Raw genomic sequence first — 25,233 nt, forward strand, 5'->3', positions numbered from 1 at the left:
TATGTCCTCATCTACAGGTATTGATCATTGGTCTTAGTGATGAATAGCGTATTGTATAACGTTTGGGTTGAAATATTGATGCATTGGTTCGTCCCGAGATAATGCAAAGGGATGAATGGAGTTTGTACAGATAACCGTAGCCAAAAACGACGCAGGGCACTATAGGTCATTAGAATTATCTCCTTTCTGTTATTCATGACGAAAAGTGACAACTCGTTACGTAAATTTATTTAGGTTTAATAATGAGGTGTTTCATAAACAAGGTCAATTGATTTCTTAAGGTAGTACTTAAATTTTTATCTTAAAGAGGTTAGACTATGCCTCATTTTGATTAGTCGGATAAGTTGTTTTGAACCATAAATTACCTCAGCACATTGCTGTTGTCATGGATGGAAACGGGCGTTGGGCTGAAAGCCGCGGTTTGCCCCGTGTAGAGGGACATAAGGCAGGCCTTGAATCAGTTAAAAAGATTATCAATTGTTGTCTGGAAAAAAAAATTCCCTGTTTGAGCCTGTTCGCATTCAGCTCTGAAAATTGGTCAAGGCCAGTGACAGAAGTCAATTTTCTTATGGAGTTGTTTTTGGAGGCCTTGCGCAAAGAGATAGACGATTTAAACCAGCATGGAATACGATTAAAGTTTACTGGCGATAGAGAGCCTTTGTCCCAAGTATTACAAAAGCAAATGGGTGATGCGGAAGCCCGGACTAAGAATAATCAACAATTAATTCTAAATGTTGTTGTGAATTATGGTGGAAAATGGGATATAGTGACGGCGGCTAAAAAAATGATACACGCTGTTTCGGATGGAAAGTTGACATGTGATGAAATCAGCGAAGCAGTATTCGCTCAATTTCTTGATACGAATAGTATACCAGAACCCGATTTATTTATTCGAACTAGTGGTGAATTAAGGATAAGTAATTTTTTTCTTTGGCAGCTAGCTTATACTGAGCTGTATTTTACTGATGTTCATTGGCCTGATTTTAATGAGCATGAGTTTGAATTGGCATTGACTTCTTTTGGTAAGCGGGCAAGAAGGTTTGGGCAAATTTCACAATCTGAATAAAGGTAAACCATGTTTATGCAACGATTGATTACAACATTAATATTAGCTCCCTTGGTTTTGCTTGCTATTTTCTATGCGCCTTCCTGGATTTTATGGGGTGTTGTTCTTCTGATACTCCTGCTTGCAGGAATTGAAGCTTTGAAATTGATTCCTGTTGATAATTTACCAATGCAGGCTTGTTTTTTGATATTTCTATTGATCTGCTTTTGGGCATGTGGCTATTTATATCCCTATTGGTTAAGCCTGGGGTTATTCGTTTGGCTATTCAATGGTTTAGCAATTCTTACTTATCCGCGCTCACAAAATTATTGGGGTTATCCAATGATTGTTGCAATAGCCTGTTTGATATTGTTACCTTTATTTACTCAAAGTCTTATTCAAATTTCTTTTTTACAACAAGGAAAGGAATTACTTGTCTATTTGCTTTTTTTAATTTGGGCTTCTGATATTGGCGCCTATCTCACTGGAAAACAATGGGGGAAGCATAAATTAATCCCTAAAGTTAGTCCGGGTAAATCTTGGGAAGGTGTTACAGGCGGGATTATTTTAGCCATGATAATCGCGACTTTGGGCTATTATTATTTTATACCTTACTCAATTTCTATATGGTTTGGTTTAGCATTGTCTACTGTAATTATTTCAATTTTTGGTGATTTGTTCATCAGTATATTAAAACGGCGTTGTCAATTAAAAGATACTGGAAATATTATTCCAGGACATGGAGGCATATTAGACCGATTGGACAGTCTAATTGCCGCGTTACCATGGTTTTACTTTGGATTAACCTACATACCACTGGGAATTTAATTTTCTGGTCGTATCAACCTTTGGATAGCGATATGCTTTCAACGTTGCTGTACTTTTTATTAGCATTGGTATTGTTGGTCACCATTCATGAATACGGCCACTTTCAAGTGGCACGTTGGTGTGGTGTGAAAGTATTAAGATTTTCATTTGGTTTCGGAAAGATTCTCGCACGTTTTTATGATAAGAAAGGAACTGAGTATGCTTGGTCTTTGTTTCCTTTGGGTGGCTATGTCAAAATGCTCGATGAAACGGAAGGAGAAGTTTCTGAGAAAGAAAAGCCTTTTGCATTCAATAATCAATCTGTTCTTGTCAGGATAGCTATTGTAGTAGCAGGCCCTTTATCCAATTTTATTTTTGCGTTTGTAGCATTGTGGTTAGTTTTGATTATCGGTATGCACTCTTTGGCACCGATGATTGAGTCAGTAAAACCAAATAGTATCGCTGCACGAGCTGGTCTAGGCCCAAAACAGGAAATCATTGCTCTTAATGGCGTTAAAATTAATAGTTGGCGAGATTTTCAATATGAAATAATGCCTCTTATCGGTTCCCGGGAAACGGTGAGTTTGACTGTAAAGTCTATGATAAATGGGGAAGAAAGCACGTTGTTGTTACCGTTGGATAAGTGGCAGCTGGATGATAAAAAGCCTGATCCTGTTAAAAGCCTGGGTATCGTTCCTTTTATACCTACCATTCCTCCGATAGTTGGCGAAGTGGTTCCCGATTCTCCTGCCGAAAAAGCGGGCTTAAAAATAGGGGATGAAATTATCAGTGTTAATGGCCAGTATTTCAATGATTGGTTGTATTTAGTCAGTTACATAAGGGAAAGGCCCAATTCTCAAATCAATTTGGATATTAAAAGACAAGGTAAATTGCTGAAGATAATAGTACACACCGGAAGCCAGGATAATAATGGAAAATTAGAAGGGTTAATAGGAGTTAGATCCCAGAAAGTGGATTGGCCTGCTCATTGGCTACGCCTGGAGCAAGAGCCGCCAATTTCGGCACTTGGCACGGCTTTTAAGCAAACAATACAACTCACAGGCACAACCTTTATCTTAATGGGAAGATTGGTGACTGGAAAATTGGGATTAAACAGTATTAGTGGTCCTGTCGGTATAGCGCAAGGAGCCGGTGATTCCGGACGCGGAGGACTGGTATCCTATTTATTTTTCCTGGCTTTAGTAAGCATCAGCTTGGGAGCGCTTAATTTATTACCAATCCCTATGCTGGATGGGGGGCATCTTTTGTATTATGTCGTGGAAATCATAAGAAGAAAGCCATTATCGGATGGAGTTAAATCGGTCGGAATCTATTTTGGATTATTATTGCTGGTTGCCTTAATGTTTGTTGCTCTTAGTAACGATATATCAAGATTAACCAGTTAGGATTTGACGAGGATAATGCTGATTTCTGTATGATAAATGAATGAAATGATGTTTTGGAGATAAAGAAACTTGACAGTAGTTTCTACTTCCTATAAAAGGGTTTCAATTTTTTGTACAATTGAATGGTTTTTAATTTCATAAGTGCGCGTAGTGCTGGACGTAAAATAATAATGAAAAAAGTCAGTAATAAATTAATATTAGGTGTTTGTTGTTCTACTCTTTTAGCCTGGTCATCCCAATCATTCTCTTCTGATACCTTTATTGTCAAAGGAATTAGAGTTAACGGATTGCAAAGGGTTTCGACAGGTACGGTATTAAACTATATGCCTGTGCAAGTGGGTGAGGAAATCAGCTCCAGCTCAACAGCTCAAATTATCCGTGCACTCTATGAGACAGGTTTTTTCCAATCCGTTTCGCTTGAACGCCAAGGAAATGTTTTGGTGGTCAATGTGGTAGAACGAGCAACCATAGGTTCTATTACAGTTGTAGGAAACAAAGAAATACCTTCTGATAAAATGAAGGCTTTTCTTAAAGAAATGGGTTTGGTCAAAGGCAGAGTGTTTCAAAGGTCCTCACTGGAGCGTTTGGAAAAAGAGCTGAAACAAGCTTACACGGCCAGAGGGAAGTATAATTCTCGTATTGAAACTAAAGTGACTTCTCTTACCGAGAATAGAGTAGCCATTAGTATTACTGTATCAGAAGGTCGAGTTTCACGGATTAAAGAAATAAAAATAATTGGTAACCATGATTTTAAAGCAAATGAGTTATTGCCTGAGTTGACTTTAAGCACAAGCAATCTATTTACTTATTTCACTAAAAAAGATCAATATTCCAAAGCAGGAATGGATGCTTCTTTAGAGGCATTACGTTCATTTTATTTAGATAGAGGATATTTGAAGTTTAATGTCGTATCTTCCCAGGTTTTGCTATCGCCAGATAAAAAAGATGTCTACATCAATATTCATATAGAAGAAGGACCCCAATATCATTTTTCAGGTTATGATGTGGTTGGAAAAACGATATTACCTAAAGAAAAAATTGACTCACTAATACAGGTTAAGAAAGGTGATGTTTTTTCGCGTAAGAAGGTTACTGAATCCATCTCTGCGATAGGGTTAGCTTTGGGGGATGTAGGATATGGTTTTCCTGCAATTAATGCTGAGCCTCGAATAGATGAAAATAATAAAACAGTATTTATTACTTTTGTAGTGCAGCCGGGCCGCCATGTTTATGTAAGACGCATTAATTTTCATGGTAATACGAAGACAGGAGATTATGTTCTGCGTAATGTGATTCGTCAGGATGAAGGAGGATTACTGTCTTTACATAACATCAAGGAGTCTGAGCGCCAGTTGCGAATGCTGGGTTATCTAAAAAACATTGATGTCAAAACCACTCCTGTTCCAGGAACTAACAATCAGGTCGATCTGGATGTCAATGTGGAGGAGGCTCCTTCAGCAGAAGCCAGCGCGTCCATGGGATATGGTACAAACGGCTATCAATTCAATGCATCTGTTAACCAGCGTAATTTTATGGGAAGCGGGCGCTCCATGGGTGCTTCTTTCAATGCAAGCCAATGGGGGCAGGACTACTCTTTTAACTATTATAATCCGTTCTATACGGATACTGGCGTAGGCCGTGGAGGAAGCTTATATTATTCAAGGATCGATCCTAAAAATTTAAATGTCAGTACATACAGCTCTAATCGTTACGGCGGTGATATCAGTTATAATTTCCCGTTAGGTGAAAAAAGCAGTTTTCAATTGGGATATGGTTATCAAGACGTTAATATCAAATCAGTGGGTTACGTACTCCCCATCATCAATTTTGTTGCGTTAAATGGAGGCCATTTTCAGGAAATACGGTTGACATCTGGTTGGAGCAGAAACAGTTACGATCAAATGCCCTATCCTAACCGGGGATTTAATCAACAAGCTATTGCTATGGTAGCCTTGCCTGCGACCTCACAATCACTATCTTACTACAAGAGTTCTTATCAGGCGCATTTATATTACCCTCTAACTCGCGGCTGGATCTTTTCTGTCTTAGGGAATGTGGGGTACGGAAATACGTTTGATAATTTCGGATTACCCTTTTTTGAAAACTACTATGCTGGTGGTCCAGTTCAACCAGGCCAGGTTCGAGGATATGACAGTTATTCTCTAGGCCCGCTAGATAATTTTGGAAATGCCATGGGGGCGAATTTCCTTGTGAATGGAAGTGTTGGACTTATACTACCTTACCCATTGAGTCGAGATAATGTAAGAACGACTATTTTTGCTGATGCGGGTAATGTTTTTGCTTCTGGGACACCTCCTGCTTTACGCGGAACTCCTGCGGGTCCGATGCGTTATTCGGCCGGTGTATCATTAGAATGGCGTTCACCTTTTGGTCCATTGTCTTTTAGCTTGGCTAAGGCATTGAATCCACAGCCATTCGATCAGACACAAATCTTCCAATTTGCTCTTTCCTCGGGTTTTTAGAGATATTATGGATTGGAGCAAGCGGATTTTTGAGTATTTTAAAAACTATTGCTGTACATATCGCAACCTTTTTCGAATTGTGCTAGCATTTCTAACTTTAAATTAGGAGAACATTATGAAACGTCTGGGTGCGGTGCTGGTCGCATTGTTTTTGGGTTTGTTTGGCACGACTGTGTTTGCTGATTGGGCAAAGATAGGCGTGGTTGATTTACAAAAAATCATGCAAACTTCAAATCAAATGAAAGAAATTCAACAGAAGTTGGAAAAAGAATTTAAGCCTCGTCGAGACAAGCTTGTTGCAATGGAAGCGAGCTTGAAAGGCGACATGGAAAAATTTAAGCGTGATGGCGCTATAATGAGTGCTAGCCAAAAGAAAGAATTGGAAAAGAAAATTGTTGCAGCACAACAACAGTTTGAACGTGATGGACAACAATATCAGCAAGAATTGAGTACAGCTCATAATGAAGCTATGGAAGGTTTGTATAATAAGGTTCGTACTGCAATTACTAAAATTGCCAAGGATGAAAAGTACGATATTATTGTTCAGAAAGATGCGGCTCCTTTCAGCAGCGAATCTCTTGATGTAACAGATAAAGTTATTAAAGCAATTAATTAATTCGGCGGATGCGTTGCTAACCTTAGAGGAACTGGCAAACTATTTAAATGGCGTCTGGCATGGAAATGCCAATCACGCCATTTTTAGTGTATCCTCATTAGCTCGCGCTTCATCTAAAGACCTTGCATATTTTGATAATCCATTATTGCGGTCTGTCTTAAACTCCACCAGAGCGGGTGCCGTTTTATTAAAATCTGAGCACTTGGATTGGTCTCCTGTAAACTGTATTGTAGTTTCCAATCCCGCAGAAGCCATGTTTAAAGCAGCAAAGATCTTGCCTCACTTTAGCATCAATGTTTGCGGAATTCATCCTACAGCTCAAATTCACAAGTCTGCCCAATTAGGCCAACACGTATCAGTTGGTGCTAACAGCGTGATTGGTGAAAATGTACAATTGGATGACAACGTGACTATTGGTTCTAATACTACCATTGAATCTTCAGTACTGATTGGTAGAGGAAGTCAGCTAGGTTCTGGATCAATAATTCATTCGGGTACAGTTTTAGGCCAATCTGTGATTGTTGGTTCCGGGTGTATTGTTGGCGCTGCCCCGTTTAATTACTACAAAGATCATGGTCTTTGGCAACAAGGACCAATCTTTGGTGGAGTTGTAATTGGTCAAAGAACTCAAATCGGAGCAAATACAGTAATTCACAGAGGCTGCATTGGCGATACTTATTTAGGCGATGGGGTTTGTATAGACAGTTTAGTACTCATCGCGCATGATGTTTATGTAGGGAATAATACTGCTATTGCAGGTTGTGCTGCAATTGGTGCTCTAGTGCAAATAGGGATGGATTGTATCATAGGTGGGGCAAGTTGCCTTACAGCGAACATTCGTTTGACCAATGATGTAGTAATAACAGGGATGTCTACCGTGACAAAATCTATCGCTCGTTCCGGAGTTTATTCTTCAGGAACGACAGTTCACGATCATCGCAAGTGGCGTCGTAACACAGCGCGGTTCAGGCATTTAGATGACTACATTACAAAGCTGAAAACGATAGAAAAAAAATTGAATAATAACAACTAATTATGTTTTAACAATCTAAAGTAACATTATTTTTGAAATTTTTAATTGATTAGAATGAGCTAAACCAAGATAATGAGCCATTTTGTAATGCAATAGGCGATTAATGAGAACTAGGGTATGAACGAATCGATAGATATAAATCAAATTTTTACTTTGTTACCGCACCGCTATCCATTTATTCTGGTTGATAGAGTGATAGATTACAAAGTAATGGAATATTTGATTGCAATTAAGAATGTGACTATTAATGAGAACTTCTTTACCGGGCATTTTCCAGGAAATCCTATTATGCCTGGAGTACTAATGCTTGAGGCTTTAGCTCAAGCTTGTGGCATTTTAGCTAATTTGTCTCGCCAACCCAAAGAAGGGTACGAGTTTCTGCATTATTTTGCCGGTATTGACAATGCTCGATTCAAGCAAGTAGTGACTCCTGGTGATCAATTGCGATTAGAGGTGAGACTGGCTGGACAAAAAAGAGATTTTTGGCGTATGCACGGAGAAGCTTATATTGGAGACAAATTGGCTTGTTCCGCAGACTTATTAAGCGCAGCAAAGGAAATTAAAAAGTGATAGATGAAAGAGCAATGATTCACCCATCGGCGAAGCTGGCAAGCGGAGTGTCAATAGGCCCTGGGACAGTGATAGGCGCTGATGTTGAGATTGGTGAAAATACTTGGATAGGGCCTCATGTGGTAATTGAAGGACCTACTGTAATTGGTAAAAACAATAAGATCTTTCAATTTGCCTCCGTAGGAGATGAGCCGCAAGATATCACTTACAAGGGCGAGCCAACTCGCCTTGAAATTGGTGATAATAATGTAATCAGAGAATATTGCATGATTAGCCGTGGAACGGTAAAAGGTGGGGGAGTTACTCGCATTGGTAATAGTAATTATTTAATGGCTTATTCACATATTGGCCATGATTGTATGGTCGGTAATCACATCATTATGGTGAATTATGCTGCCTTGTCAGGTCATGTCACAATTAATGATTACGCAATTATCGGTCCTTATGCTGCAGTTCACCAATTTTGTCAGGTGGGAGCCTACGCATTTATAGCCCGAGCTACTTATGTCACTAAAGATGTATTACCCTATGTCATGATTGCAGGTCATACTACCTCTGCTTGTGGAATCAATACGGTTGGTTTAAGAAGGCGAGGTTTTTCTTCTGCAGCGATTGATTGTTTGCGCCGTGCATATAAAATTATCTTCCGAAAAGGATTAACAGTTCAACAGGCAGTTTCAGAATTAGAGCTGATTCAAAATGAGTGTCCTGAAATTATCCCCATGATTGATGCTTTGAATCAATCAACAAGAGGCATTGTGAGGTAAGCAATGGTTGTTGCTCCCTATTTGGCTGTAGCTATCGGAGGTTCCTTAGGTGCAATTTCACGTTATTTAGTTACAATAATGGCGCAAAATATGTGGGGAATAAAATTTCCTTATGGTACTCTTTTAGTGAACACAGTAGGCTCTTTTCTAGCTGGCTTTTTTCTTATTGTATTAGCAGGTCGTTTTAGCGCCGAGGAGTCATTTCGTTTATTCCTTTTTACAGGATTTTTAGGAGCTTTTACTACCTTTTCAAGTTTTGCTGCAGAATCTTTATTTATGTTTGAGCAAGGTTATTGGTTTAAATTAATTACCAATATACTGGTTAATAATGTTGGCTCATTATTCATGGTCTTCATTGGAACATTAGTTGCCAAATATGTATTATTAGGACATCAGGATCCCATTTAATAATTTTTAGAGTGTTGGCTTATGTTAGATAATCAATTACTTCGAGAAAATCCTCAATATGTAGCAACCCAATTGCTGAAAAGAGGATTTCAATTTGATGCTGTCACTTTCAGTCAGTTGGAAGAAAAGCGTAAGGCTTTGCAAGTAAGTACGCAATCATTACAGAACGAACGAAATTTGCGTTCGAAAGCAATCGGCGAAGCAAAATCTCGAGGTGAAAACATAGAGCCTATGCGCGAAGAAGTAAATAAAATTGGCGCCAAATTAGAGCAACAAAAGACAGAGCTGGATGAGGTTCTTAAGCAAATTGAGGTAATTACTCTGTCATTACCTAATATTCCTCATGAATCAGTACCTATTGGTAAAGATGAATTGGACAATCAGGAAATCAGAAGATGGGGGGAAGTACCTGCCTTTTCTTTCCCTGTAAAGTCACATGATGAATTGGGTGAAGCGCTGGGGCAAATGGATTTTGCACTCGCAGCAAAAATTACTGGCAGTCGTTTTGTGGTAATGAAAGGATATCTGGCACGATTACACCGAGCCTTAATTCAATTCATGCTGGATATACATATACAACAGCATGGTTACCAGGAAATATATGTACCTTATATCGTTAATGCGGATAGCCTATTAGGGACGGGGCAATTACCAAAGTTTGAGGCCGATTTATTTAAATTAACGGGAGATAATGGTTACTACTTGACGTCTACCTCAGAAATTCCAGTGACGAATACTGTGCGTGACATGATATTGTCTGCTGAGCAATTACCTATTCGTTATGTTTGCCATTCTCCATGCTTTCGTAGTGAGGCTGGTTCTTATGGTAAGGACACAAAGGGGATGATTAGACAGCACCAATTTGAGAAAGTCGAGTTGGTTTGGATTACCAAACCTGAAAATTCTTATGATGCTTTAGAGAAACTGACTCAGCATGCTGAAGTTATTTTACAGCGTTTGAACTTGCCTTACCGAGTGGTCGCTTTGTGCACCGGTGATATCGGTGCAGGCTCAGCAAAAACATATGATCTTGAGGTTTGGTTGCCTAGTCAGAATACTTATCGAGAAATATCTTCTTGTTCCAATATGGAAGCATTTCAGGCACGCCGAATGAAAGCCCGTTTCCGAAATCCCGAGACCAATGAGATTGAATTAGTACACACTCTAAATGGATCAGGCTTAGCCGTTGGAAGAACTTTAGTTGCCATTATGGAGAATTATCAAGACGAGCATGGAAACATTCATATACCGGATGCTCTGAAGCCTTATTTGGGTGGTATTGATATTATCACTGTGAAATAGGTTTACTCATAATCATGGATATTATTTCTTAAGGGACATCCTTCAATAGGGAAAGAACGATAGATTTTGCTATATTGAATCAAATCAATCGCCTCTTTAGTATTTTTAGGAAAAATATCCTGTGACTCATAAATCAATCCAAATTAAACACCTTGATATTTCCCTGGGAATCTGGCCAGAAACCATAGATATCTATTATTCCCAAGCTTAAGTATCATATTTTAGCTTATGGTTCATAAAATAGTTTGGAGTTAATAATCCAATGAGCGAAGTAATTATTCGTGAGATAAAGTCCAAAGATAAAGAGATATTTCTTTGCGCCATGCAAAGTAGTCAAGCATTACATCATCCATGGGTTAAGGTGCCTGTAACACCTGATGAGTTTGATGAGTATTTTTCTCGCTATCAAAAACCAAACCAAAAAAGTTATCTGCTTTTTTCTGCCAATAACTTAGTGGGAGTCTTTAATATCAGTGAAATAGTACGTGGATACTTTCAAAATGCGTATTTGGGCTTTTATGCTGTTGAGGCTTATGCGGGTAAAGGATACATGAGTAAGGGGTTGAAATTAATATTAACCAAGGCTTTTAAGGAAATGGGGTTGCATCGGTTAGAAGCGAATATACAACCTGAAAATAGCCGTTCAATCTGGCTTGTGAAGAAAAATGGTTTTCGCTATGAAGGATTTTCACCACGTTATTTGAGGGTGAATGATGTGTGGCAAGGTCATGAGCATTGGGTCATGACTTATGAAGATTTTATCAAGGATAATAATGATGTGCTTGAAACAGATCATATCGATATTGTTGCCTACAATACCGAGTGGCCACTGCTAGCTAAAATAGAAATGACGAAATTACGCGCTTCATTTCCCGCAAATAGTATTCTTGATATCCAGCATGTAGGTAGTACAGCAATACCAGGCATGGCATCAAAACCCATTATTGATATTCAGCTTGCAGCTAGGTCGTTGGGGGAAATGAAGATTATTGCTGTGCCGATATTACAGAAATTAGGTTATGAATATTGGGAAGATAATCCGGACCCTGAACGCATGTTTTTTGTAAAAGGCATGCCTCCATATGGTAATAAACGAACACACCATGTTCATATAGTCGAAACATCATCCAGGCATTGGAAAGGAAAGATACTGTTTAGAGACTATTTGCTCTCTCATTCGGAAGCAGCAGAAAAATATCAGCAGCTAAAAATCAAATTGGCTCAGGAACACAAGTTTGATAGGGAGAAATACACTGATGCAAAGAGTGAATTTATCAACCAAATTTTAAAATTAGCTCAAAATTAATAAATTGTCATGGGCAGACAAGGATGAATAGGCGTAATGAACCTGGATTTTGTAGACTAATGTTAGAGCTAAACGATGCATCAACTTATTTAGTAGTCCTAATCTTAATATTGTGATCTATAAACATAGTGATCTATAATTGTACTATATTAATTACTTTAATTGAGAAACGCTATGGCAGATCAACCTCCAAAATCCAAATGGCATGAAATTAAACGGTTATCAGAAGGTGATAATAAAGTAGATAACAATCAAGCCCCAGTATCAACGGCAGATAGAATTAAAAAGCTTTATCTGGATACACAGGTAGGTAGCCCAATTGATACTGTTGAAGAAGCGGATGCTCAACGTAATAATTTTGGGCCTAAAGATACTAAAATAGAAAACTCATCCCTTGAGAATGATGAACCAAATCCTGATATACCAACCCCCGGATGATAGCAGAAATGAAATACATTTCTTAAATGAAAAGGTTATTACTATTAAACCTATGCAATTCTGGTTTAGCAAGGCAAGGTATTGGTGTTGACACCCATAATAAATGCTTGTAAATTTACCTCCAAGAAAATCCTTAGTGTTCAGTATTCTTATAGTCATCCTGATTGAACACGTGATTAGGTTTTTGGTGATGGCTTCTTTATTTTTTATTAAAGAGGTCATTACCATGTCAGATAAACCAGATTCCCCATATATATTAAGCTTGCAGGAAAGCGATAATTTATTTCATAGCATTTTACAATCAAATTTAGCCATGGCGTTAATTTGGAGATGTTATGGAAAATTTATTGAATGAAAAAAAATTAACAATTTTTACGTCTAATGAAGTCCGGGGTAATTTGAACCGGGTTTTGAATTACTATGAACAAAATGGAGTTATTGGACTTAATGGATATCTAAATCAAGTAGACAGAATAAATTTGCTTAATGAACTTGAAGCAATGCAAAGCGATGCTGAGCAGGACATTGCTAGGCATTGGGATAATAAAATGATTCATTTTTATTCCAAAGATCCCATGAAACCTGAGTCAGAGGATAGAGAGTATGTCACAGAACCTTATTTTCAAGCCTCAAGTAATAAGGCACATGTCTTTTATGAATTGATTGATAATGTGCGGGTAGTTAACCGAATTGGCCATGGCATGCATCTCATTGACAAGTATCCGATGATGCAGCGAGTAGTTCATGATAGTCCTATACTTCTAGATTTGCTAAAAGGGATTGGATTTAAAAAGCCAATTTGCCATCTCAGTGTCTATATTCCCAAATATCCTAATGGAACGGGCAGTGAGGTAAGGCCTCATCAGGAGTCAACATTTGCTTATACTAAGCCACAAACTGTAGTTGTTTTGTGGATTGCTCTGGAAGACGCGTTAATTGAAAATGCTTGTATGTATGGAATTTTAGGAAGCAATCACTGGCCATTGAAATGGCTATCAAAAGTGGATCGTGAGACAAAAACGCGTCACTTTGAGCAAGTTCATCAGTTACATATTCCTGATTTTATTACAGAGCGTGAATTTTATACCGCCCTGGAGGTTAAGGCTGGAGACGCTTTGTTATTTCACGGTAGTTTTGTGCACTGCAGTCCAATGAATACGTCTAAAAATTCAAGAAAAGCGTTGTCCTTACAGTTTATTGAAACGTATGAAGTCGATTATCCAGAAACTAATTGGTTGTACCCTCCTAACAAGGTGTATTTATATTAAAAACTGAATTTGATAAGCGATTGAGGAATCAATACATGTCTATGTATGATAAGAGCCAGTTTTTTAAAACCTATTTTTCTAATGCAAGCGAGAAGTCAATCCTGGTAGAGTTGTTGGAAAAACGATTTCATCCGCCTTCTAATGGCTTGAATATATTGGATTTGGGTTGCCATGATGGTGCATTAATGAAAAAAATAGTGAATGCTTATGCAGAGCGTTTACCGGAAAAGTTAGTTATCACAGGAGTGGATCCTAGTTTGCAAGCAATTAAAGAATATGCAAAAGCTGATTTTCCAACTCCAGTCCAAACGAATACCTTTGCTGGAACTGCAGAGGATTATTTTGATAGTTGCTCTAACCATTTTGATTGGATTATTGCATCGCAATGTTTGTATTGGTCTCCTGATTTACCAAAAATAGTTAAGCAGATTCATGAAGCGGGAGATTCCTCTTTAATTGTTATCAGAGGATGTCATGGAATTTACGAAATTCAATTGCAATTCAGGCATTATATTGGGAATCATTTGGAGAAGTTTTATACTGATAAAGATGTTGAGATGGCCTTAAGGTCCCAAAACATGTTATTTCAGAAAGAATCGCTGAGCACCACTATTCGGCTGCCGGATAAAGACAGCATTGAATTTAAATGGCTAATTTTGTTTTTTCTGCAAATGGAAGAGGAATCATTGGGAAATAAAATATTTTCCGACGTGCAGGATTGGATCACATCACGAACATCAGTAAGCATCCATCATGAAGTTCACTTTTTTTGGTTAGGAAATGCGATTCTTACAGAGGATTGTCATACGAATCTCCCAGTCCAATTGAAAAAAATTTCATGAGGTAAAGGCAATGTTTTCAATGAAGTTGATTTCATCATCATTGAGTCTGAATTGATTAATAGCCAGATCTGCTTTCATGTGATCTGCGTTTGAAGTGCCAGTTAAAGGCAACATTCCTACCTGTTGTGAAAATCTAAAAATGATTTGCTCAATCGATTTCTCGTATTTTTTGCTGAGGTTCTCAAGTTCAGGATGTCTTAATTCATATTGATTGGCCGTTAACAGAGAAAACCCCTGATAAATAATTCCATTAGCCTGGCAATGGTTGCGAATTTGTTTATCCCATAATAGCCGGGCAAAACATCTGTTTTGAACAAACTTGGGTTTTACCGAAGCAAACGAAAGGAGCTCGGTTAATTGTTCATAACTCACATTGGATATGCCCAGGTGCTTTACTTTCCCATCTTTATGCAGAGATTCCATTTTGCTCCAGACTTCTTTATCTTCATCGGAAAAGTGATATTGATAATAAGGGCCATGTAAAATATAGGAGTTCAAATAATCAGTATTTAAATGTTCAAGGCTGTTTGCAAAGGATTGCTGGACTTGGGTAGTCAGGCTTGCTGTATCATCGTAAGGTTTGCGATGATCCTGGCCATGAGCATAGGTGAACTTGGATTGTAAAAAAATATCATCACGTGAGATGCCTGATTTTTTATAGGATTGTTGCAAGGCATAGCCAACACCTTCTTCATAATAGTGTTTTCTTTGGTTTGCAGTATCAATACCTCGAAATCCTGCAGTTAATGCAAGCTCGACCAGTTCACTTGTACGCTTTTCTTTCCAGGCGGTTCCATATATAAAAGCTGGAACGTCCATATCCATCATTCAATCTCCTTCTCAATTGATTGCCTGCATACAAAATTTATATTGACTCTATTTTGATTCAAAAAACTGAATAAGTCATGGTTGGGCACTGTATCTTAAAATGAGCCACAGTTGCAAGCGACTGTGGCAGGCAGGTAAGAATTAGTTGAATTGATAAGCGGTTGTATTCTCATGCTCCATCTCAGTCACTGCAGGTTTGAGACAAGCAGAAACCCAGGTAGTACCAAGGCGTGTCATAAAGGCAATTCCTTCAACCAGAGCGTTAATTGGTGTCATCACCGCCAAAGAGGCAGCCAAACCAAAATGTACTTGTAAATTATGGAAATTCTCTTTCGCATGTAAAGGCTTACAGATAGCCAAATTGACAATACACTCTATCGCAGATTCAACCCCATACAACGCTTCGACTAATGAATGAAATCCGCCTTTAGCCAAAGAGGTAACTGGGGATGACATTTGTCCTAAACAATCTGAGGCATTTTTATAAGAAGAAAAGAACCTGGTTCTGTTAAAGTAATTGGATGAAGGCAGCTCATTAACCATTTGATATCCACTTACTTTGTTTGTCCACTTCGCTGTAAGTCCAGTTTCTAATAAATCATGACGTGGTTCTTGTCCAACAAACCATGATGATATAACTCTTGTAAGCATTTCAACAGCATGAGTCAAAGCGTGAATTGGAGCCATAAGCAATAGACAGGTAGAGAGAGTCAAATGGCAACCCACATCTTTTATCGCGTCGAATGCCAAGCCTGGTTTTAAAATTAATAAATTACCTACAGTTCGCAAGGTGGCCCATACTGCTCTTGAAGCATGATAGCAAGCATATAAGCCATTGATAATAGGGGTAATTCCTACTAATGCCAAACCAGCCCAAAATTCATTGGTATCGGCATAGTGATTAATAAATCGCTTGGTTGAAATATATTCTCTATCTGGTAATAACCCATCGTGAATGAGCGATTCAATTTCTTTTCTAAGGTCTGTCATTATGGTCTCTCTCTGTGTTAGTTAAACAAGCGGGGAGAGTATAACCAAAAAAACACAAATGACCAATATTGGCCCATGTTGTATTTGATATTCGCATCTGTTTTATTTTGTCTTTTGAACACCAACCAAAAGAACTAAGAACCAATAATACCCTTATTGGATATAAGTCATTGAATAACTTTCTTTATTATTGCGTTTGTTCCAATCGACCATAATGCATCACATCGTGTGATGGAAAATGCAGTATGGAATACTTCAAAGATGGAGTTGGGCATGGAGTACAAGGTAAATCCTATCGAATTAAAACAATAAATGGACTTTGCGGTAACAAGTTTTCACTTGTTTTTTTCAATCAGATCCAGATGTTTGTGTATTAAATCGATAATAACATCAATCGAAAAATCAGGGCAATATCGAGGATACGTCCTATTTAAACCACCAGAATGCTTCTCTAAAAGTTGAAGGTCATATTCCAACATATCTTCTACATCGAAAATGTTTTTATTCCATCTGTCTTCATTATGAACACCTAAACCTCCATCAAAAAGCAACCCATTAGGTAATCGGATTAAAATATGCCAGCATTCATCAGAATTTTTCAGCATAATAAATGCAATATTTACCTTTTCGGTAAATTTTTGATTCCAAATCTTGTAAAAAGCATTGGCAAATGGACCACAAGGGCCTGAGTTAATTGCAGGTTCACCAAAATTGTCACCAGCAATGGTGACGTATCCATAGAGTTTATTTATTTCCTTAGATAAGCTATTCAGGGTATTGAGAACATTATTTTCGGCATTCATAAATAATTGCCTCATCCTGCGCATTTGGGGTTGCAGCACTATCAAATGCTTTAATCAAACGGACATTTTTAAAACCACAACTTTTAAGAATGCCTGTTAACTCTTGCGGATCGTAAATTCTTACTCTCAACTCTTCAACTTCCGTATGAATTATACTATTGTTGTGAACGAGTTCATATTTACCGATAGAATGACAAACCTGATCCTTCAGGGTTGCTAATTGACTTAGCATAATCATCTGGCCATTGGGTTTATGCCAAACTGAGCCTCTCCAGGCATCGAGTTGCGGTACTGCTTTGAGTGTTTCGCCCTCAAACAATAAAATACCATCATCGCTTAGGTGATTATAAAATGTTTCAAGAGCTAATCTTACCGTTGCAGGATCGATAATCAAGCAAAAGGAACCGCTTGGTATAAAAATCAAATTGTATTTTTCTGGTCTCGTCAAATCTTCAACAAAACCTCTCCATACTTTGGGTTTGATATTTTTAGCTTTGGCTTTAATATTGAGAGCATCAAGCATATATTCGCTTGCATCAAAGCCATGCACTTCGAATCCTTCTTCAATTAATGGAAGTAAGAAACGGCCCGTACCACACATTGGCTCCAAAATAGGACCTTTCACATTCATGACATAACTGCGATAAAATGCATAAGCATCTTCAGGAGGGTTGGGTTTGCTTAAGTCATAGACCTCAGTGCACAAGCTAAGATAAGTATCCAGGTTTTTTAGTTTTGTCATCTTTTTTACCAATTAAAAAATTTTTGATTATTTGAATTTGCACTTCGGTACTTAGGAGACCGTCAATTACTATAGTGGCATTTTGTTTCAGATCGTCATCAAAAAACAAAGGTCTTGAATGGTTTAAATAAAAACTGATTTCTTCAAGAAGATTTTCTTTAGTTTGTAATTCATCTTTAAAATCCCTCAAAACGCGACGGCACAATGAAATATCAAGTGGCACCTCAATATGAACACAGGTATCAATATATTCGCCTGTTTGTATGTGAAGTTTGCCTAAAGGAGCATCAAAAATTATGTATTCCGTGGGCTTGAGCAAAGTGCGTAAAACCGGATGGATGCTCTCTTTTTTTGATTTCAGGTTTGCTAAAGTCTTTGCAAGACGTTCTCTTTGAAATTCATTGTAATTGCAACCCTTATGATACCACTCGATATAATCCTCGGGTTCTAAAGAAATGTCATCAAAGTCATCCCATGAAATAAGAGTTGCTTTTAAATCCAGGGACAATGCTTTTGCCAAAGTGGATTTTCCAGCGCCTGTTATACCACTAATGCCAATAATATGAGGAGTCATAATAATATCTCCATCACAGTGACTGGATGCCCTTTAAATTTATCCATGCCGATTATGGCCCAACCAAGGCGGGAGTAATAATTAGGAATGGTTGGGTCAAAGGCAAAAAGATGCAGCTTATTAAAACCTAAATCTCTGGCTTTATTTTTTGTGGCGTCAATTAGCCTGCTTCCAATACCTTGTTTCTGATATGCAGGGTCAACCACAAGGGAGCCAAGCCATGGGGTTATGTCAGGCTTGATGCCATCATTTTCACGCAAAGAGCACATCCCAACAGGTTTTCCAGCATCAAGTGCGATAAACGTAATGGGTAGTTTGTCAGCATTTAGGTGTTCACTGAACCGTTGAATCACTTGTTCAACCGGGATCTCAGGAACCCAGATTTTTCCAAGTACTTCATGCCATATTTTTGCACATCCGAGGATAGTGTCTGGATAATTTTTTAGAAGGTCTATGGTGATCATGCTTTACTTACATTGATGAGTTCAGGCATTAAACTTTTGAGGCGTATAATAGTCGGTAACACTTGCATTACTTGTTCCATGCCAATTTTTTGTTGTTCGGGATCGTGCTGGTTTGCAGCTCGTTGGATGTTATAGACCATCCAATTAATCCAATTACCTAAAACACCAAAAAAAGCGGCTTCAACTATGTTTATATCAATTATCCCGCCAGCTTCTTTGTATGCTCTTATCATTTTACCAAATAGATTTTTATCAAGTTGTGTAGTAATCCCAGACCAATCTAATGCTGCATTCACAATTTCATAGGTAGGGTTAAGCTTGCGAGCGGATTCCCAGTCAATGAGTACGGGATTTTTTGAGCAATCCCATAAGACATTTTTTTGATCCAAGTCGCCGTGACTAATTACTGTATGATCGTTTAGCATTAAAATTGCGTCATGATAATTTGTATTAATTTCCAATATTGTTACTGAACTTTCCATCAAGGATGAAGCGATAGCGAGATTCTTTTTTTGGGCCAAATCTATTAACGCTATGATCTTATCATTTTCATGAATATCAAATTCTGCTCCATCAATTTCTTTAAACTGCACATTGATCTGATGCATCTTAGATAAAATACGAGCAATTTCCAAAGCTTGAGATGCACTTACAGTATCCTTATCAAGGGCTTTTGCATTGACCCATGGGTAGACTAGAAAACCAGTCTCATTAATTATAAAAAGATGCTTATCTGATTTTTCAATAGCATTAACAGCAGGAATACCAAGTGCTACAAAAGCTGAGGCAATGTTTTCACTCAACTCGTAATTTCTAATAACACGATGATCTGTAAGATTAATGTCTTTTGATAATTGTTTAATCGCAAAAGATCCTTTATCAGTATTTAGCTGCCACATGATGTGAAGTAAACCGCCATGTACTCTTTGGGGCTCTTGTATAGGATCACCCAAATTAAAGTGTTGGCATAGACGCTTGATATGATTTTGGTTCATAGCCAATTCTAATTCTTTGATTTTATTTGATTTTATTGGTCGGAGTGACAGGAATTGAACCTGCGACCCCTGCCTCCCGAAGGCAGTGCTCTACCAGTCTGAGCTACACTCCGCTTTTGTTTGAAATTTATTTGATTAATTTAATGACTTGAGAAAGTATACGAGTTATTTTACTTGAAGTTAATTTATCCGTCGATTGATTGTTGATTTGAGTACTTAAATTTACCTCACCCCCCCCCTTAATTCATTCATATGAAACGATATAAACATAAATTATTATGAATAAGCGGGTATCTATTTTATGCTATACATTGATTTTACGGCTTTTTTACCTTTTCTTAAGGTCTGTTTAATGTTCTATTGTCAATTTTGGGCTAATATAACAGTAATATCCTTATTACCCGAGTAAATATAAATGGCAGACGGCGATATCGAAATCAAAGCAGGTTTTGCAGAAACTGATCTAGACGATCGCAAATTGACAATGATAGATGATTTGAATAATCCATTAACCATAGTGGAGCGAGTCTATCTAATATGGTGGCATTGGGCAGATTTTCATCTTCATGTTATTTCTCCACATATTGATACTATTACTCCTGCGATAGTCATCGAACCCGAGCTGATACCTGGTTCTAATGATCATGAATTTGTTTATCCCATTCATGATAGTGGCTCTAAATTATCTACATCCAAAAGCCAGGATATGTTTAGTGCGGGTATGTCCATGTGCAAACTTTTCTATACTATTGAAAAAATGGTTCATATATTGGTAGATCGCTTAAAATCTGGTGGAGTCAGTATGGAAGCAGAAGTTCAGATAGCTTTTGCTGGCCATGAAATAGCACAGAGAAAGGCTTTTGAGTCCATTATTAATTTACCTTATAACGTTGTTGTGACTAATTTTGATCCTGGAATATGGGGTGAAAAATATTTACAAAATGTGAAGCGATTGGCGGATAAGGGGTATGGTTATCCTCCTGAATCCCCAAGAGAAAATTATAAGCATCCGGTATCTTCTGCAACTACTGCACGAAAATAAATAATTAGCGAGAATGGCTCAACAATGTTTTAAACTTTTTTAAAACACGTTTGGGTCCATTGATGCAAAAGCACGTAACTCCCCTTTAAGCAAAAAGGAGCTATTAAAGTGGCAGGAATAAAATAAAAAAATCGGGCGATAATTTGTTGTCTTGATAGTTTTTTACCAGAGTCAGTTGTCAGTTTAAATCGCCAGGCTTTCATGCCTACAGTTTGTCCACCAAATCGAATAGATGCATAATAATAAACAAAAACGATACTGAATAATGAACATTGGTACCAACGGGTAGCAGGTGGAATGGCTTGTCCATGAGTGAATAAGAGCAGGACAGAGGTGTATGCAAAAAATAAAATAGATAAAATGATTAAATCATAAATCATTGCACCTGTATATTTGATGAAAAACATAACTAATACTTATCCTGTATTGATTTCAACTATAATTTTTGGAATATTGAGCATTTGGAAAAACACATTCTAAATTTTTTGTTGCTCAAATAGAAGACTATGTCAGACAGGGAAAAACAAAAAGAATGTTGATTAAGTGATTATGCAATCAGCTATTCATTATTTTTGTACCTTGGCTTACCAAGGCTAAACTGTCAATATATAATTGACTTAAATCAATTCCATTAATGTTGAGTTGAGTTACTTCTTCCCAGTGCCCTTCTTCATAAGCAATTACCAAAGACAGTAGACTGCCTAAAGGTCCAGATTTATTTGTTAAAGCATTTTTTATCTCCTCAGCCAGGGTAATGTGTTCTACCAATGCGGGCATGGGTTTGTTTAATAAACAGTCTAATATGGATAATAATCCTGCAGTGTAAGCGCTTTGACTGAAAATATTGGAACTTTTTTTCGCGAGTGCTTCCGCCATATGGGCTCTGATTAGACCTGATTCCAATATTTCTATGGGTTTATCAGAGATATTTTTCATAGAAAATAACATAACCCATTTTTTCAGGTTAATGATACCAAGCCTTGCAACAGCTTGATCGATGGATTCTATGCTTGGTCCGCTAGAAAATCCAACTGAATTGACAAGTTTTAGAAGTTGATAGCTTAGTAATGGATCAGCCTGGATAATATGAGTGATAGTGTTTAAATCGCAATCTTCTTTTTGTAATTCCTGGATGAGTTGGAGTACATTTAATTTGTTTGCCGCTATTTCTGTTCGTTCCTCTGCAATAGGGTTAAGCAGGAAATCACCACAATAATAATCCATGGTCATCGCTTTACATTTTTCAAAATTGACGTGTTGATTTAGACCATAAGCAATAATTTTACGATTTTTTGCCTTACTGTATTGTACTACCTTGGTTACGTCCGATTTACTCATTAACTGCTCAGTCAGTCCTATGTATTCGGCAAAATTTAGCCACGCCAATTGTTGAGGGGTATTAATCAGCAAGGCGATAGAAAATAGAGAATCTTGTAGTTCAGCTAGTGAATAAACAGATTCGATTTCATCTGCGGATAATTTTAAAATAATGGGGTTGTTGATTGGAGTTTCAAATTGCTCAAGCATTTTTTTTAGCGAAAAAGGGACAAATAAAGGTAATTGGGTGTCTGTGTGGTAAATGAGATCATAAAGTTGCCGTGTTAATTCTTCATTAAGCATTACATTGCGGCAGGATAATATTTCAAAGGCGACACATTTTAATTGTTGATTATATATTGGCCTCTTGGTGATCATAAAGACCTCCATTTGCTCACATTATGTAATCATAGTACGGGTTTTTATAATTGGCCAATAGACTATTCATTTTCCTTATAAACTGAACTTTGCGTGATAAAAACAGAGTGCTATACTTCCCATGCATGAATTGAAATTTAGTAATTCTAAATAGTTTTTAAGACCCAATTTTTTTATTTTTCAAAGCCATTTGTTGCGCAGTATACTTAATGAATTATGTTTCTCAATAAGTCTAAAGGGTGAATGTGAAGTAATTGAATGGGATTGAATATTTAGAAGAAAATATATTGATGACATTTTCTTATGAGGAAGAAATTAATAGTGAACAAGAAAAGACCGATCAATCTTGATTTAAGCAGCCTGAAATTTCCGCCTATGGCTATCGCGTCTATATTACATAGGATTTCAGGAGTTCTGATATTTTTATTATTTCCCTTCGTATTATTTATTCTTGGTTGTTCCTTGCAATCAGAGGAATCTTTTGTACAGACTAAAATAATTTTAGCTAATCCCTACTATAAACTTATGTTATGGGCTTTTGGCGCCTCTATGATTTATCATGTAATCGCAGGTATAAGACACCTGATAATGGATATGGGATTTGGTGAGAGTCTTCGTGTTGGTCGTATGTCGGCCGTTTCAATTATAGTTCTTGCAGTTATTTTGGCAATTTTTCTAGGAATCTGGATATGGTAAACAATGTCACCAGTTTAACAGGAAATGGGTTAAAGGATTGGTTAATTCAACGAGTTACCGCTGTCTATTTTGCAGCTTATTTAATTTTCTTGTTTGGATTTATATTGTCAAATCCTGATTTAAGTTTTTCTCAATGGCATCTTTTGTTTGCTAATAAGGCGTTTCAAATTGCAACAACAATTGGATTGATAGCATTGACATTGCATGCCTGGATAGGTATTTGGACAGTAACTACAGATTATATGAAATGTACTGTTATACGTTTATCAGTGCAGTTATTAGTTGTTTTATGGCTCCTTAGCCAATTCATTTGGGGCCTTATGATCATTTGGGGACAATAGCATGACAGTGGCACGTAACAGGTTTGATGCGGTAATTATAGGAGCTGGTGGTGCAGGAATGCGAGCTGCACTCCAGATGACAAATTCTGGTCTAAAAGTAGCGTTGTTATCGAAAGTATTTCCAACCCGCTCACATACTGTGTCGGCTCAAGGCGGTATTACAGCGGCTTTGGGAAATGCTGATGAAGACGATTGGCGTTGGCACATGTATGATACCGTGAAAGGCGCTGATTACATTGGTGATCAGGATTGTATAGAATATTTGTGTAAAACTGGCCCTGAAGCAGTTTATGAGCTGGAACATATGGGTCTACCTTTTTCACGAATGGATAATGGAAAAATTTACCAACGTCAGTTTGGCGGCCAATCAAAACATTTTGGTGGAGAACAAGCGGCTCGTACTTGTGCTGCCGCGGATAGAACAGGGCATGCTTTACTGCATACTCTTTATCAACAGAATTTAAAAGCTAAAACTCACGTATTTAGTGAATGGTATGCTCTCGATCTGGTAAAAAACTCGCAAGGAAGGATTGCAGGTGTTACTGCAATGTGTATGGAGACAGGCGAGATTGTGTTTTTTCAAACTCGAGTTTGTATTTTGGCAACAGGGGGAGCCGGTAGAATTTTTCAATCGACAACGAATGCTTTTATCAATACTGGCGATGGCTTTGGAATGGCCCTAAGAGCAGGCATCCCTCTTCAAGACATGGAAATGTGGCAATTTCATCCAACAGGTATAGCCGGCGCCGGTGTTCTGGTGACTGAGGGTTGCCGAGGTGAGGGTGGATATTTAATTAACAAAGATGGCGAGCGCTTTATGGAACGTTATGCCCCCAGAGTAAAGGATTTGGCTTCGCGGGATGTGGTCGCTCGTGCGATGGCTTTGGAAATTCGGGCTGGGAAGGGATTTGATCCAAAAGGCGTTGATCATGTTAAATTAAAACTTGATCATCTAGGCGCTGATTTGATTATGTCTCGCTTGCCTGGTATTCGCGAGTTATCTATGAAGTTTGCCGGTGTGGATCCAATCGTTGAACCGATTCCAGTTGTTCCCACTTGCCACTACAGTATGGGAGGAATTCCTACCAATATGCATGGTCAGGTTATAACTAAAACTGATGGTAAAGAGCATGTGGTGGAGGGATTATATGCGGTAGGAGAATGTGCCTGCGTTTCAGTGCATGGAGCCAATCGATTAGGTGGTAATTCCTTATTGGATTTGGTGGTGTTTGGCCGTGCGGCCGGGATACATGTTGAAGAATTATGGCAATCAAATCAACTGCCTGATATGTCTTATGTGAGTGAAGACGATGTGGCGGCCTCCCTGGTTCGTTATGAGCGTTGGGAAAACTCAAAAGACGGTGAAAGCCATGCAGTAATACGAGATGAAATGCAAAGGGTAATGCAGGAAGATTTCGGAGTATTCCGTACAGGCGAGGTAATGGCTTCAGGATTGAAACGTTTACAATCCCTGCGCGATCGCTTGGCTCATGCTAAACTTGATGATAAAAGTCAAATTTTTAATACAGAACGCGTTGAAGCTATGGAATTGGATAATTTAATGGCAACTGCTTATGCAACGGCTTTATCCGCAATTGCGCGAACTGAGAGCAGAGGGGCGCACAGCAGGGAAGATTATCCAAAACGAGATGATGCAAACTGGATTAAGCACACATTGTATTTTGAGGAAGGTGAGGTGATAGATTATCGTCCGGTTAATACCTCACCCAAGTATGTCGAGCCTTTTGAGCCGAAAGAACGCGTTTACTAAT

At 38.0% G+C, this 25,233-nt stretch carries 28 protein-coding genes and 1 tRNA gene; 18 read left to right on the top strand and 11 right to left on the bottom strand.

The features are described from left to right. Positions 1-11 precede the first annotated feature (11 nt). Positions 12-170 carry a hypothetical protein gene (locus EL201_RS15625; protein ID WP_154219816.1) on the bottom strand — a complete coding sequence of 53 codons (159 nt, stop codon included), beginning with the start codon at positions 168-170 and terminating at the stop codon, positions 12-14. Positions 171-349: 179 nt separating this feature from the next. Here EL201_RS15625 and EL201_RS02630 point away from each other — a divergent pair, with 179 nt between their 5' ends. The 14 genes from EL201_RS02630 to EL201_RS02695 all read left to right on the top strand — a co-directional run bounded on the left by EL201_RS02630 (position 350) and on the right by EL201_RS02695 (position 14,291). Then, positions 350-1,066, top strand: a complete 717-nt coding sequence (locus EL201_RS02630; RefSeq protein WP_027223571.1) for an undecaprenyl pyrophosphate synthase — start codon at positions 350-352, stop codon at positions 1,064-1,066. Positions 1,067-1,075: 9 nt separating this feature from the next. Beyond that, entirely contained in the window at positions 1,076-1,873 is a 798-nt protein-coding gene (locus tag EL201_RS02635; RefSeq protein ID WP_027223572.1) for a phosphatidate cytidylyltransferase, read from the top strand. Positions 1,874-1,905: 32 nt separating this feature from the next. Further along, the gene (gene rseP / locus EL201_RS02640; RefSeq protein ID WP_027223573.1) at positions 1,906-3,258 is read left to right on the top strand and encodes an RIP metalloprotease RseP; all 1,353 of its coding nucleotides are present in this window, start codon (positions 1,906-1,908) and stop codon (positions 3,256-3,258) included. Between the two features lie 170 nt (positions 3,259-3,428). Further along, a complete protein-coding gene (gene bamA, locus EL201_RS02645) occupies positions 3,429-5,741 on the top strand; it encodes an outer membrane protein assembly factor BamA (RefSeq protein WP_027223574.1) in 2,313 nt (770 codons plus the stop codon). 115 nt (positions 5,742-5,856) lie between these two features. Further along, on the top strand, positions 5,857-6,357 hold the full coding sequence (locus EL201_RS02650) for an OmpH/Skp family outer membrane protein (protein ID WP_027223575.1): 501 nt from the start codon (positions 5,857-5,859) through the stop codon (positions 6,355-6,357). 13 nt (positions 6,358-6,370) lie between these two features. Then, positions 6,371-7,390, top strand: a complete 1,020-nt coding sequence (gene lpxD, locus EL201_RS02655; protein WP_027223576.1) for a UDP-3-O-(3-hydroxymyristoyl)glucosamine N-acyltransferase — start codon at positions 6,371-6,373, stop codon at positions 7,388-7,390. Positions 7,391-7,507: 117 nt separating this feature from the next. Continuing rightward, positions 7,508-7,960, top strand: a complete 453-nt coding sequence (gene fabZ / locus EL201_RS02660) for a 3-hydroxyacyl-ACP dehydratase FabZ (protein WP_027223577.1) — start codon at positions 7,508-7,510, stop codon at positions 7,958-7,960. Further along, entirely contained in the window at positions 7,957-8,727 is a 771-nt protein-coding gene (gene lpxA / locus EL201_RS02665) for an acyl-ACP--UDP-N-acetylglucosamine O-acyltransferase (protein WP_011213138.1), read from the top strand. The genes fabZ and lpxA overlap by 4 nt, the downstream gene beginning before the upstream one ends. A gap of 3 nt (positions 8,728-8,730) precedes the next feature. Beyond that, complete coding sequence (crcB, locus tag EL201_RS02670; protein WP_027223578.1) at positions 8,731-9,135, top strand: fluoride efflux transporter CrcB; 405 nt, start codon at positions 8,731-8,733, stop codon at positions 9,133-9,135. Positions 9,136-9,156: 21 nt separating this feature from the next. After that, positions 9,157-10,437 (top strand): serine--tRNA ligase, encoded by a 1,281-nt coding sequence (gene serS / locus EL201_RS02675; RefSeq protein WP_027223579.1) that lies wholly within the window; start codon positions 9,157-9,159, stop codon positions 10,435-10,437. Positions 10,438-10,699: 262 nt separating this feature from the next. Beyond that, complete coding sequence (locus EL201_RS02680; RefSeq protein WP_027223580.1) at positions 10,700-11,743, top strand: GNAT family N-acetyltransferase; 1,044 nt, start codon at positions 10,700-10,702, stop codon at positions 11,741-11,743. Positions 11,744-11,917: 174 nt separating this feature from the next. Next, a complete protein-coding gene (locus EL201_RS02685; protein ID WP_027223581.1) occupies positions 11,918-12,181 on the top strand; it encodes a hypothetical protein in 264 nt (87 codons plus the stop codon). Positions 12,182-12,516: 335 nt separating this feature from the next. Further along, entirely contained in the window at positions 12,517-13,449 is a 933-nt protein-coding gene (locus EL201_RS02690) for a phytanoyl-CoA dioxygenase family protein (protein ID WP_027223582.1), read from the top strand. 35 nt (positions 13,450-13,484) lie between these two features. Continuing rightward, complete coding sequence (locus tag EL201_RS02695) at positions 13,485-14,291, top strand: class I SAM-dependent methyltransferase (RefSeq protein WP_027223583.1); 807 nt, start codon at positions 13,485-13,487, stop codon at positions 14,289-14,291. Here EL201_RS02695 and EL201_RS02700 read toward each other — a convergent pair. From EL201_RS02700 to EL201_RS02740, 8 genes are all read right to left on the bottom strand, one after another. After that, positions 14,286-15,116, bottom strand: a complete 831-nt coding sequence (locus EL201_RS02700; RefSeq protein ID WP_027223584.1) for an aldo/keto reductase family protein — start codon at positions 15,114-15,116, stop codon at positions 14,286-14,288. The two genes, EL201_RS02695 and EL201_RS02700, sit on opposite strands and share 6 nt — an antisense overlap. Before the next feature lie 144 nt (positions 15,117-15,260). Then, a complete protein-coding gene (locus EL201_RS02705; protein WP_027223585.1) occupies positions 15,261-16,109 on the bottom strand; it encodes a hypothetical protein in 849 nt (282 codons plus the stop codon). A gap of 335 nt (positions 16,110-16,444) precedes the next feature. Further along, entirely contained in the window at positions 16,445-16,912 is a 468-nt protein-coding gene (locus EL201_RS02715) for a hypothetical protein (RefSeq protein WP_027223586.1), read from the bottom strand. Continuing rightward, complete coding sequence (locus EL201_RS02720) at positions 16,896-17,654, bottom strand: class I SAM-dependent DNA methyltransferase (RefSeq protein WP_027223587.1); 759 nt, start codon at positions 17,652-17,654, stop codon at positions 16,896-16,898. The genes EL201_RS02715 and EL201_RS02720 overlap by 17 nt, the downstream gene beginning before the upstream one ends. Then, complete coding sequence (locus EL201_RS02725) at positions 17,620-18,228, bottom strand: nucleoside/nucleotide kinase family protein (RefSeq protein ID WP_027223588.1); 609 nt, start codon at positions 18,226-18,228, stop codon at positions 17,620-17,622. The genes EL201_RS02720 and EL201_RS02725 overlap by 35 nt, the downstream gene beginning before the upstream one ends. Beyond that, entirely contained in the window at positions 18,225-18,692 is a 468-nt protein-coding gene (locus EL201_RS02730; RefSeq protein ID WP_027223589.1) for a GNAT family N-acetyltransferase, read from the bottom strand. Before EL201_RS02730 ends, EL201_RS02725 begins: the two co-directional genes overlap by 4 nt. Next, positions 18,689-19,687, bottom strand: coding sequence for an aminoglycoside phosphotransferase family protein (locus tag EL201_RS02735; protein ID WP_027223590.1), 999 nt, complete (start codon positions 19,685-19,687; stop codon positions 18,689-18,691). The genes EL201_RS02730 and EL201_RS02735 overlap by 4 nt, the downstream gene beginning before the upstream one ends. Positions 19,688-19,723: 36 nt before the next feature. Beyond that, positions 19,724-19,800: transfer RNA gene (locus EL201_RS02740), tRNA-Pro, on the bottom strand. 302 nt (positions 19,801-20,102) lie between these two features. Here EL201_RS02740 and lvgA point away from each other — a divergent pair. Further along, the gene (gene lvgA / locus EL201_RS02745; RefSeq protein ID WP_027223591.1) at positions 20,103-20,729 is read left to right on the top strand and encodes a Dot/Icm type IV secretion system effector LvgA; all 627 of its coding nucleotides are present in this window, start codon (positions 20,103-20,105) and stop codon (positions 20,727-20,729) included. Between the two features lie 29 nt (positions 20,730-20,758). Here lvgA and EL201_RS02750 read toward each other — a convergent pair whose 3' ends face one another. Together EL201_RS02750 and EL201_RS02755 are read right to left on the bottom strand one after the other, a co-directional pair. Beyond that, positions 20,759-21,136, bottom strand: coding sequence for an RDD family protein (locus tag EL201_RS02750; RefSeq protein WP_027223592.1), 378 nt, complete (start codon positions 21,134-21,136; stop codon positions 20,759-20,761). Between the two features lie 148 nt (positions 21,137-21,284). Next, the gene (locus EL201_RS02755; RefSeq protein ID WP_027223593.1) at positions 21,285-22,424 is read right to left on the bottom strand and encodes an EAL and HDOD domain-containing protein; all 1,140 of its coding nucleotides are present in this window, start codon (positions 22,422-22,424) and stop codon (positions 21,285-21,287) included. 321 nt (positions 22,425-22,745) lie between these two features. On the opposite strand from EL201_RS02755, the gene sdhC reads away from it, so the two are divergent. From sdhC to sdhA, 3 genes are read left to right on the top strand one after another with little or no spacing between them, the layout of a single operon-like run. Next, the gene (gene sdhC / locus EL201_RS02760) at positions 22,746-23,120 is read left to right on the top strand and encodes a succinate dehydrogenase, cytochrome b556 subunit (protein WP_027223594.1); all 375 of its coding nucleotides are present in this window, start codon (positions 22,746-22,748) and stop codon (positions 23,118-23,120) included. Then, on the top strand, positions 23,114-23,461 hold the full coding sequence (sdhD, locus tag EL201_RS02765; RefSeq protein ID WP_027223595.1) for a succinate dehydrogenase, hydrophobic membrane anchor protein: 348 nt from the start codon (positions 23,114-23,116) through the stop codon (positions 23,459-23,461). Before sdhC ends, sdhD begins: the two co-directional genes overlap by 7 nt. 1 nt (position 23,462) lies before the next feature. After that, positions 23,463-25,232 carry a succinate dehydrogenase flavoprotein subunit gene (gene sdhA, locus EL201_RS02770; RefSeq protein WP_027223596.1) on the top strand — a complete coding sequence of 590 codons (1,770 nt, stop codon included), beginning with the start codon at positions 23,463-23,465 and terminating at the stop codon, positions 25,230-25,232. Position 25,233: the final 1 nt, after the last annotated feature.

Source organism: Legionella pneumophila subsp. pascullei (assembly GCF_900637585.1).
GTDB classification, from domain to species: domain Bacteria; phylum Pseudomonadota; class Gammaproteobacteria; order Legionellales; family Legionellaceae; genus Legionella; species Legionella pascullei.

Bases quoted from the DNA above. Each gene is read 5' to 3' on its own strand.
- EL201_RS02700 (WP_027223584.1), bottom strand. From the start codon at position 15,116: ATGGATATGGACGTTCCAGCTTTTATATATGGAACCGCCTGGAAAGAA.
- EL201_RS02735 (WP_027223590.1), bottom strand. From the start codon at position 19,687: ATGAACCAAAATCATATCAAGCGTCTATGCCAACACTTTAATTTGGGT.
- EL201_RS02690 (WP_027223582.1), top strand. From the start codon at position 12,517: ATGGAAAATTTATTGAATGAAAAAAAATTAACAATTTTTACGTCTAAT.
- EL201_RS02705 (WP_027223585.1), bottom strand. From the start codon at position 16,109: ATGACAGACCTTAGAAAAGAAATTGAATCGCTCATTCACGATGGGTTA.
- EL201_RS02650 (WP_027223575.1), top strand. From the start codon at position 5,857: ATGAAACGTCTGGGTGCGGTGCTGGTCGCATTGTTTTTGGGTTTGTTT.
- EL201_RS02685 (WP_027223581.1), top strand. From the start codon at position 11,918: ATGGCAGATCAACCTCCAAAATCCAAATGGCATGAAATTAAACGGTTA.
- bamA (WP_027223574.1), top strand. From the start codon at position 3,429: ATGAAAAAAGTCAGTAATAAATTAATATTAGGTGTTTGTTGTTCTACT.
- fabZ (WP_027223577.1), top strand. From the start codon at position 7,508: ATGAACGAATCGATAGATATAAATCAAATTTTTACTTTGTTACCGCAC.
- EL201_RS02755 (WP_027223593.1), bottom strand. From the start codon at position 22,424: ATGATCACCAAGAGGCCAATATATAATCAACAATTAAAATGTGTCGCC.
- serS (WP_027223579.1), top strand. From the start codon at position 9,157: ATGTTAGATAATCAATTACTTCGAGAAAATCCTCAATATGTAGCAACC.
- EL201_RS02695 (WP_027223583.1), top strand. From the start codon at position 13,485: ATGTCTATGTATGATAAGAGCCAGTTTTTTAAAACCTATTTTTCTAAT.
- EL201_RS02680 (WP_027223580.1), top strand. From the start codon at position 10,700: ATGAGCGAAGTAATTATTCGTGAGATAAAGTCCAAAGATAAAGAGATA.
- sdhD (WP_027223595.1), top strand. From the start codon at position 23,114: ATGGTAAACAATGTCACCAGTTTAACAGGAAATGGGTTAAAGGATTGG.
- EL201_RS15625 (WP_154219816.1), bottom strand. From the start codon at position 170: ATGACCTATAGTGCCCTGCGTCGTTTTTGGCTACGGTTATCTGTACAA.
- EL201_RS02750 (WP_027223592.1), bottom strand. From the start codon at position 21,136: ATGTTTTTCATCAAATATACAGGTGCAATGATTTATGATTTAATCATT.
- sdhA (WP_027223596.1), top strand. From the start codon at position 23,463: ATGACAGTGGCACGTAACAGGTTTGATGCGGTAATTATAGGAGCTGGT.
- EL201_RS02725 (WP_027223588.1), bottom strand. From the start codon at position 18,228: ATGACTCCTCATATTATTGGCATTAGTGGTATAACAGGCGCTGGAAAA.
- crcB (WP_027223578.1), top strand. From the start codon at position 8,731: ATGGTTGTTGCTCCCTATTTGGCTGTAGCTATCGGAGGTTCCTTAGGT.
- EL201_RS02730 (WP_027223589.1), bottom strand. From the start codon at position 18,692: ATGATCACCATAGACCTTCTAAAAAATTATCCAGACACTATCCTCGGA.
- EL201_RS02635 (WP_027223572.1), top strand. From the start codon at position 1,076: ATGTTTATGCAACGATTGATTACAACATTAATATTAGCTCCCTTGGTT.
- EL201_RS02720 (WP_027223587.1), bottom strand. From the start codon at position 17,654: ATGACAAAACTAAAAAACCTGGATACTTATCTTAGCTTGTGCACTGAG.
- EL201_RS02715 (WP_027223586.1), bottom strand. From the start codon at position 16,912: ATGAATGCCGAAAATAATGTTCTCAATACCCTGAATAGCTTATCTAAG.
- rseP (WP_027223573.1), top strand. From the start codon at position 1,906: ATGCTTTCAACGTTGCTGTACTTTTTATTAGCATTGGTATTGTTGGTC.
- lvgA (WP_027223591.1), top strand. From the start codon at position 20,103: ATGGCAGACGGCGATATCGAAATCAAAGCAGGTTTTGCAGAAACTGAT.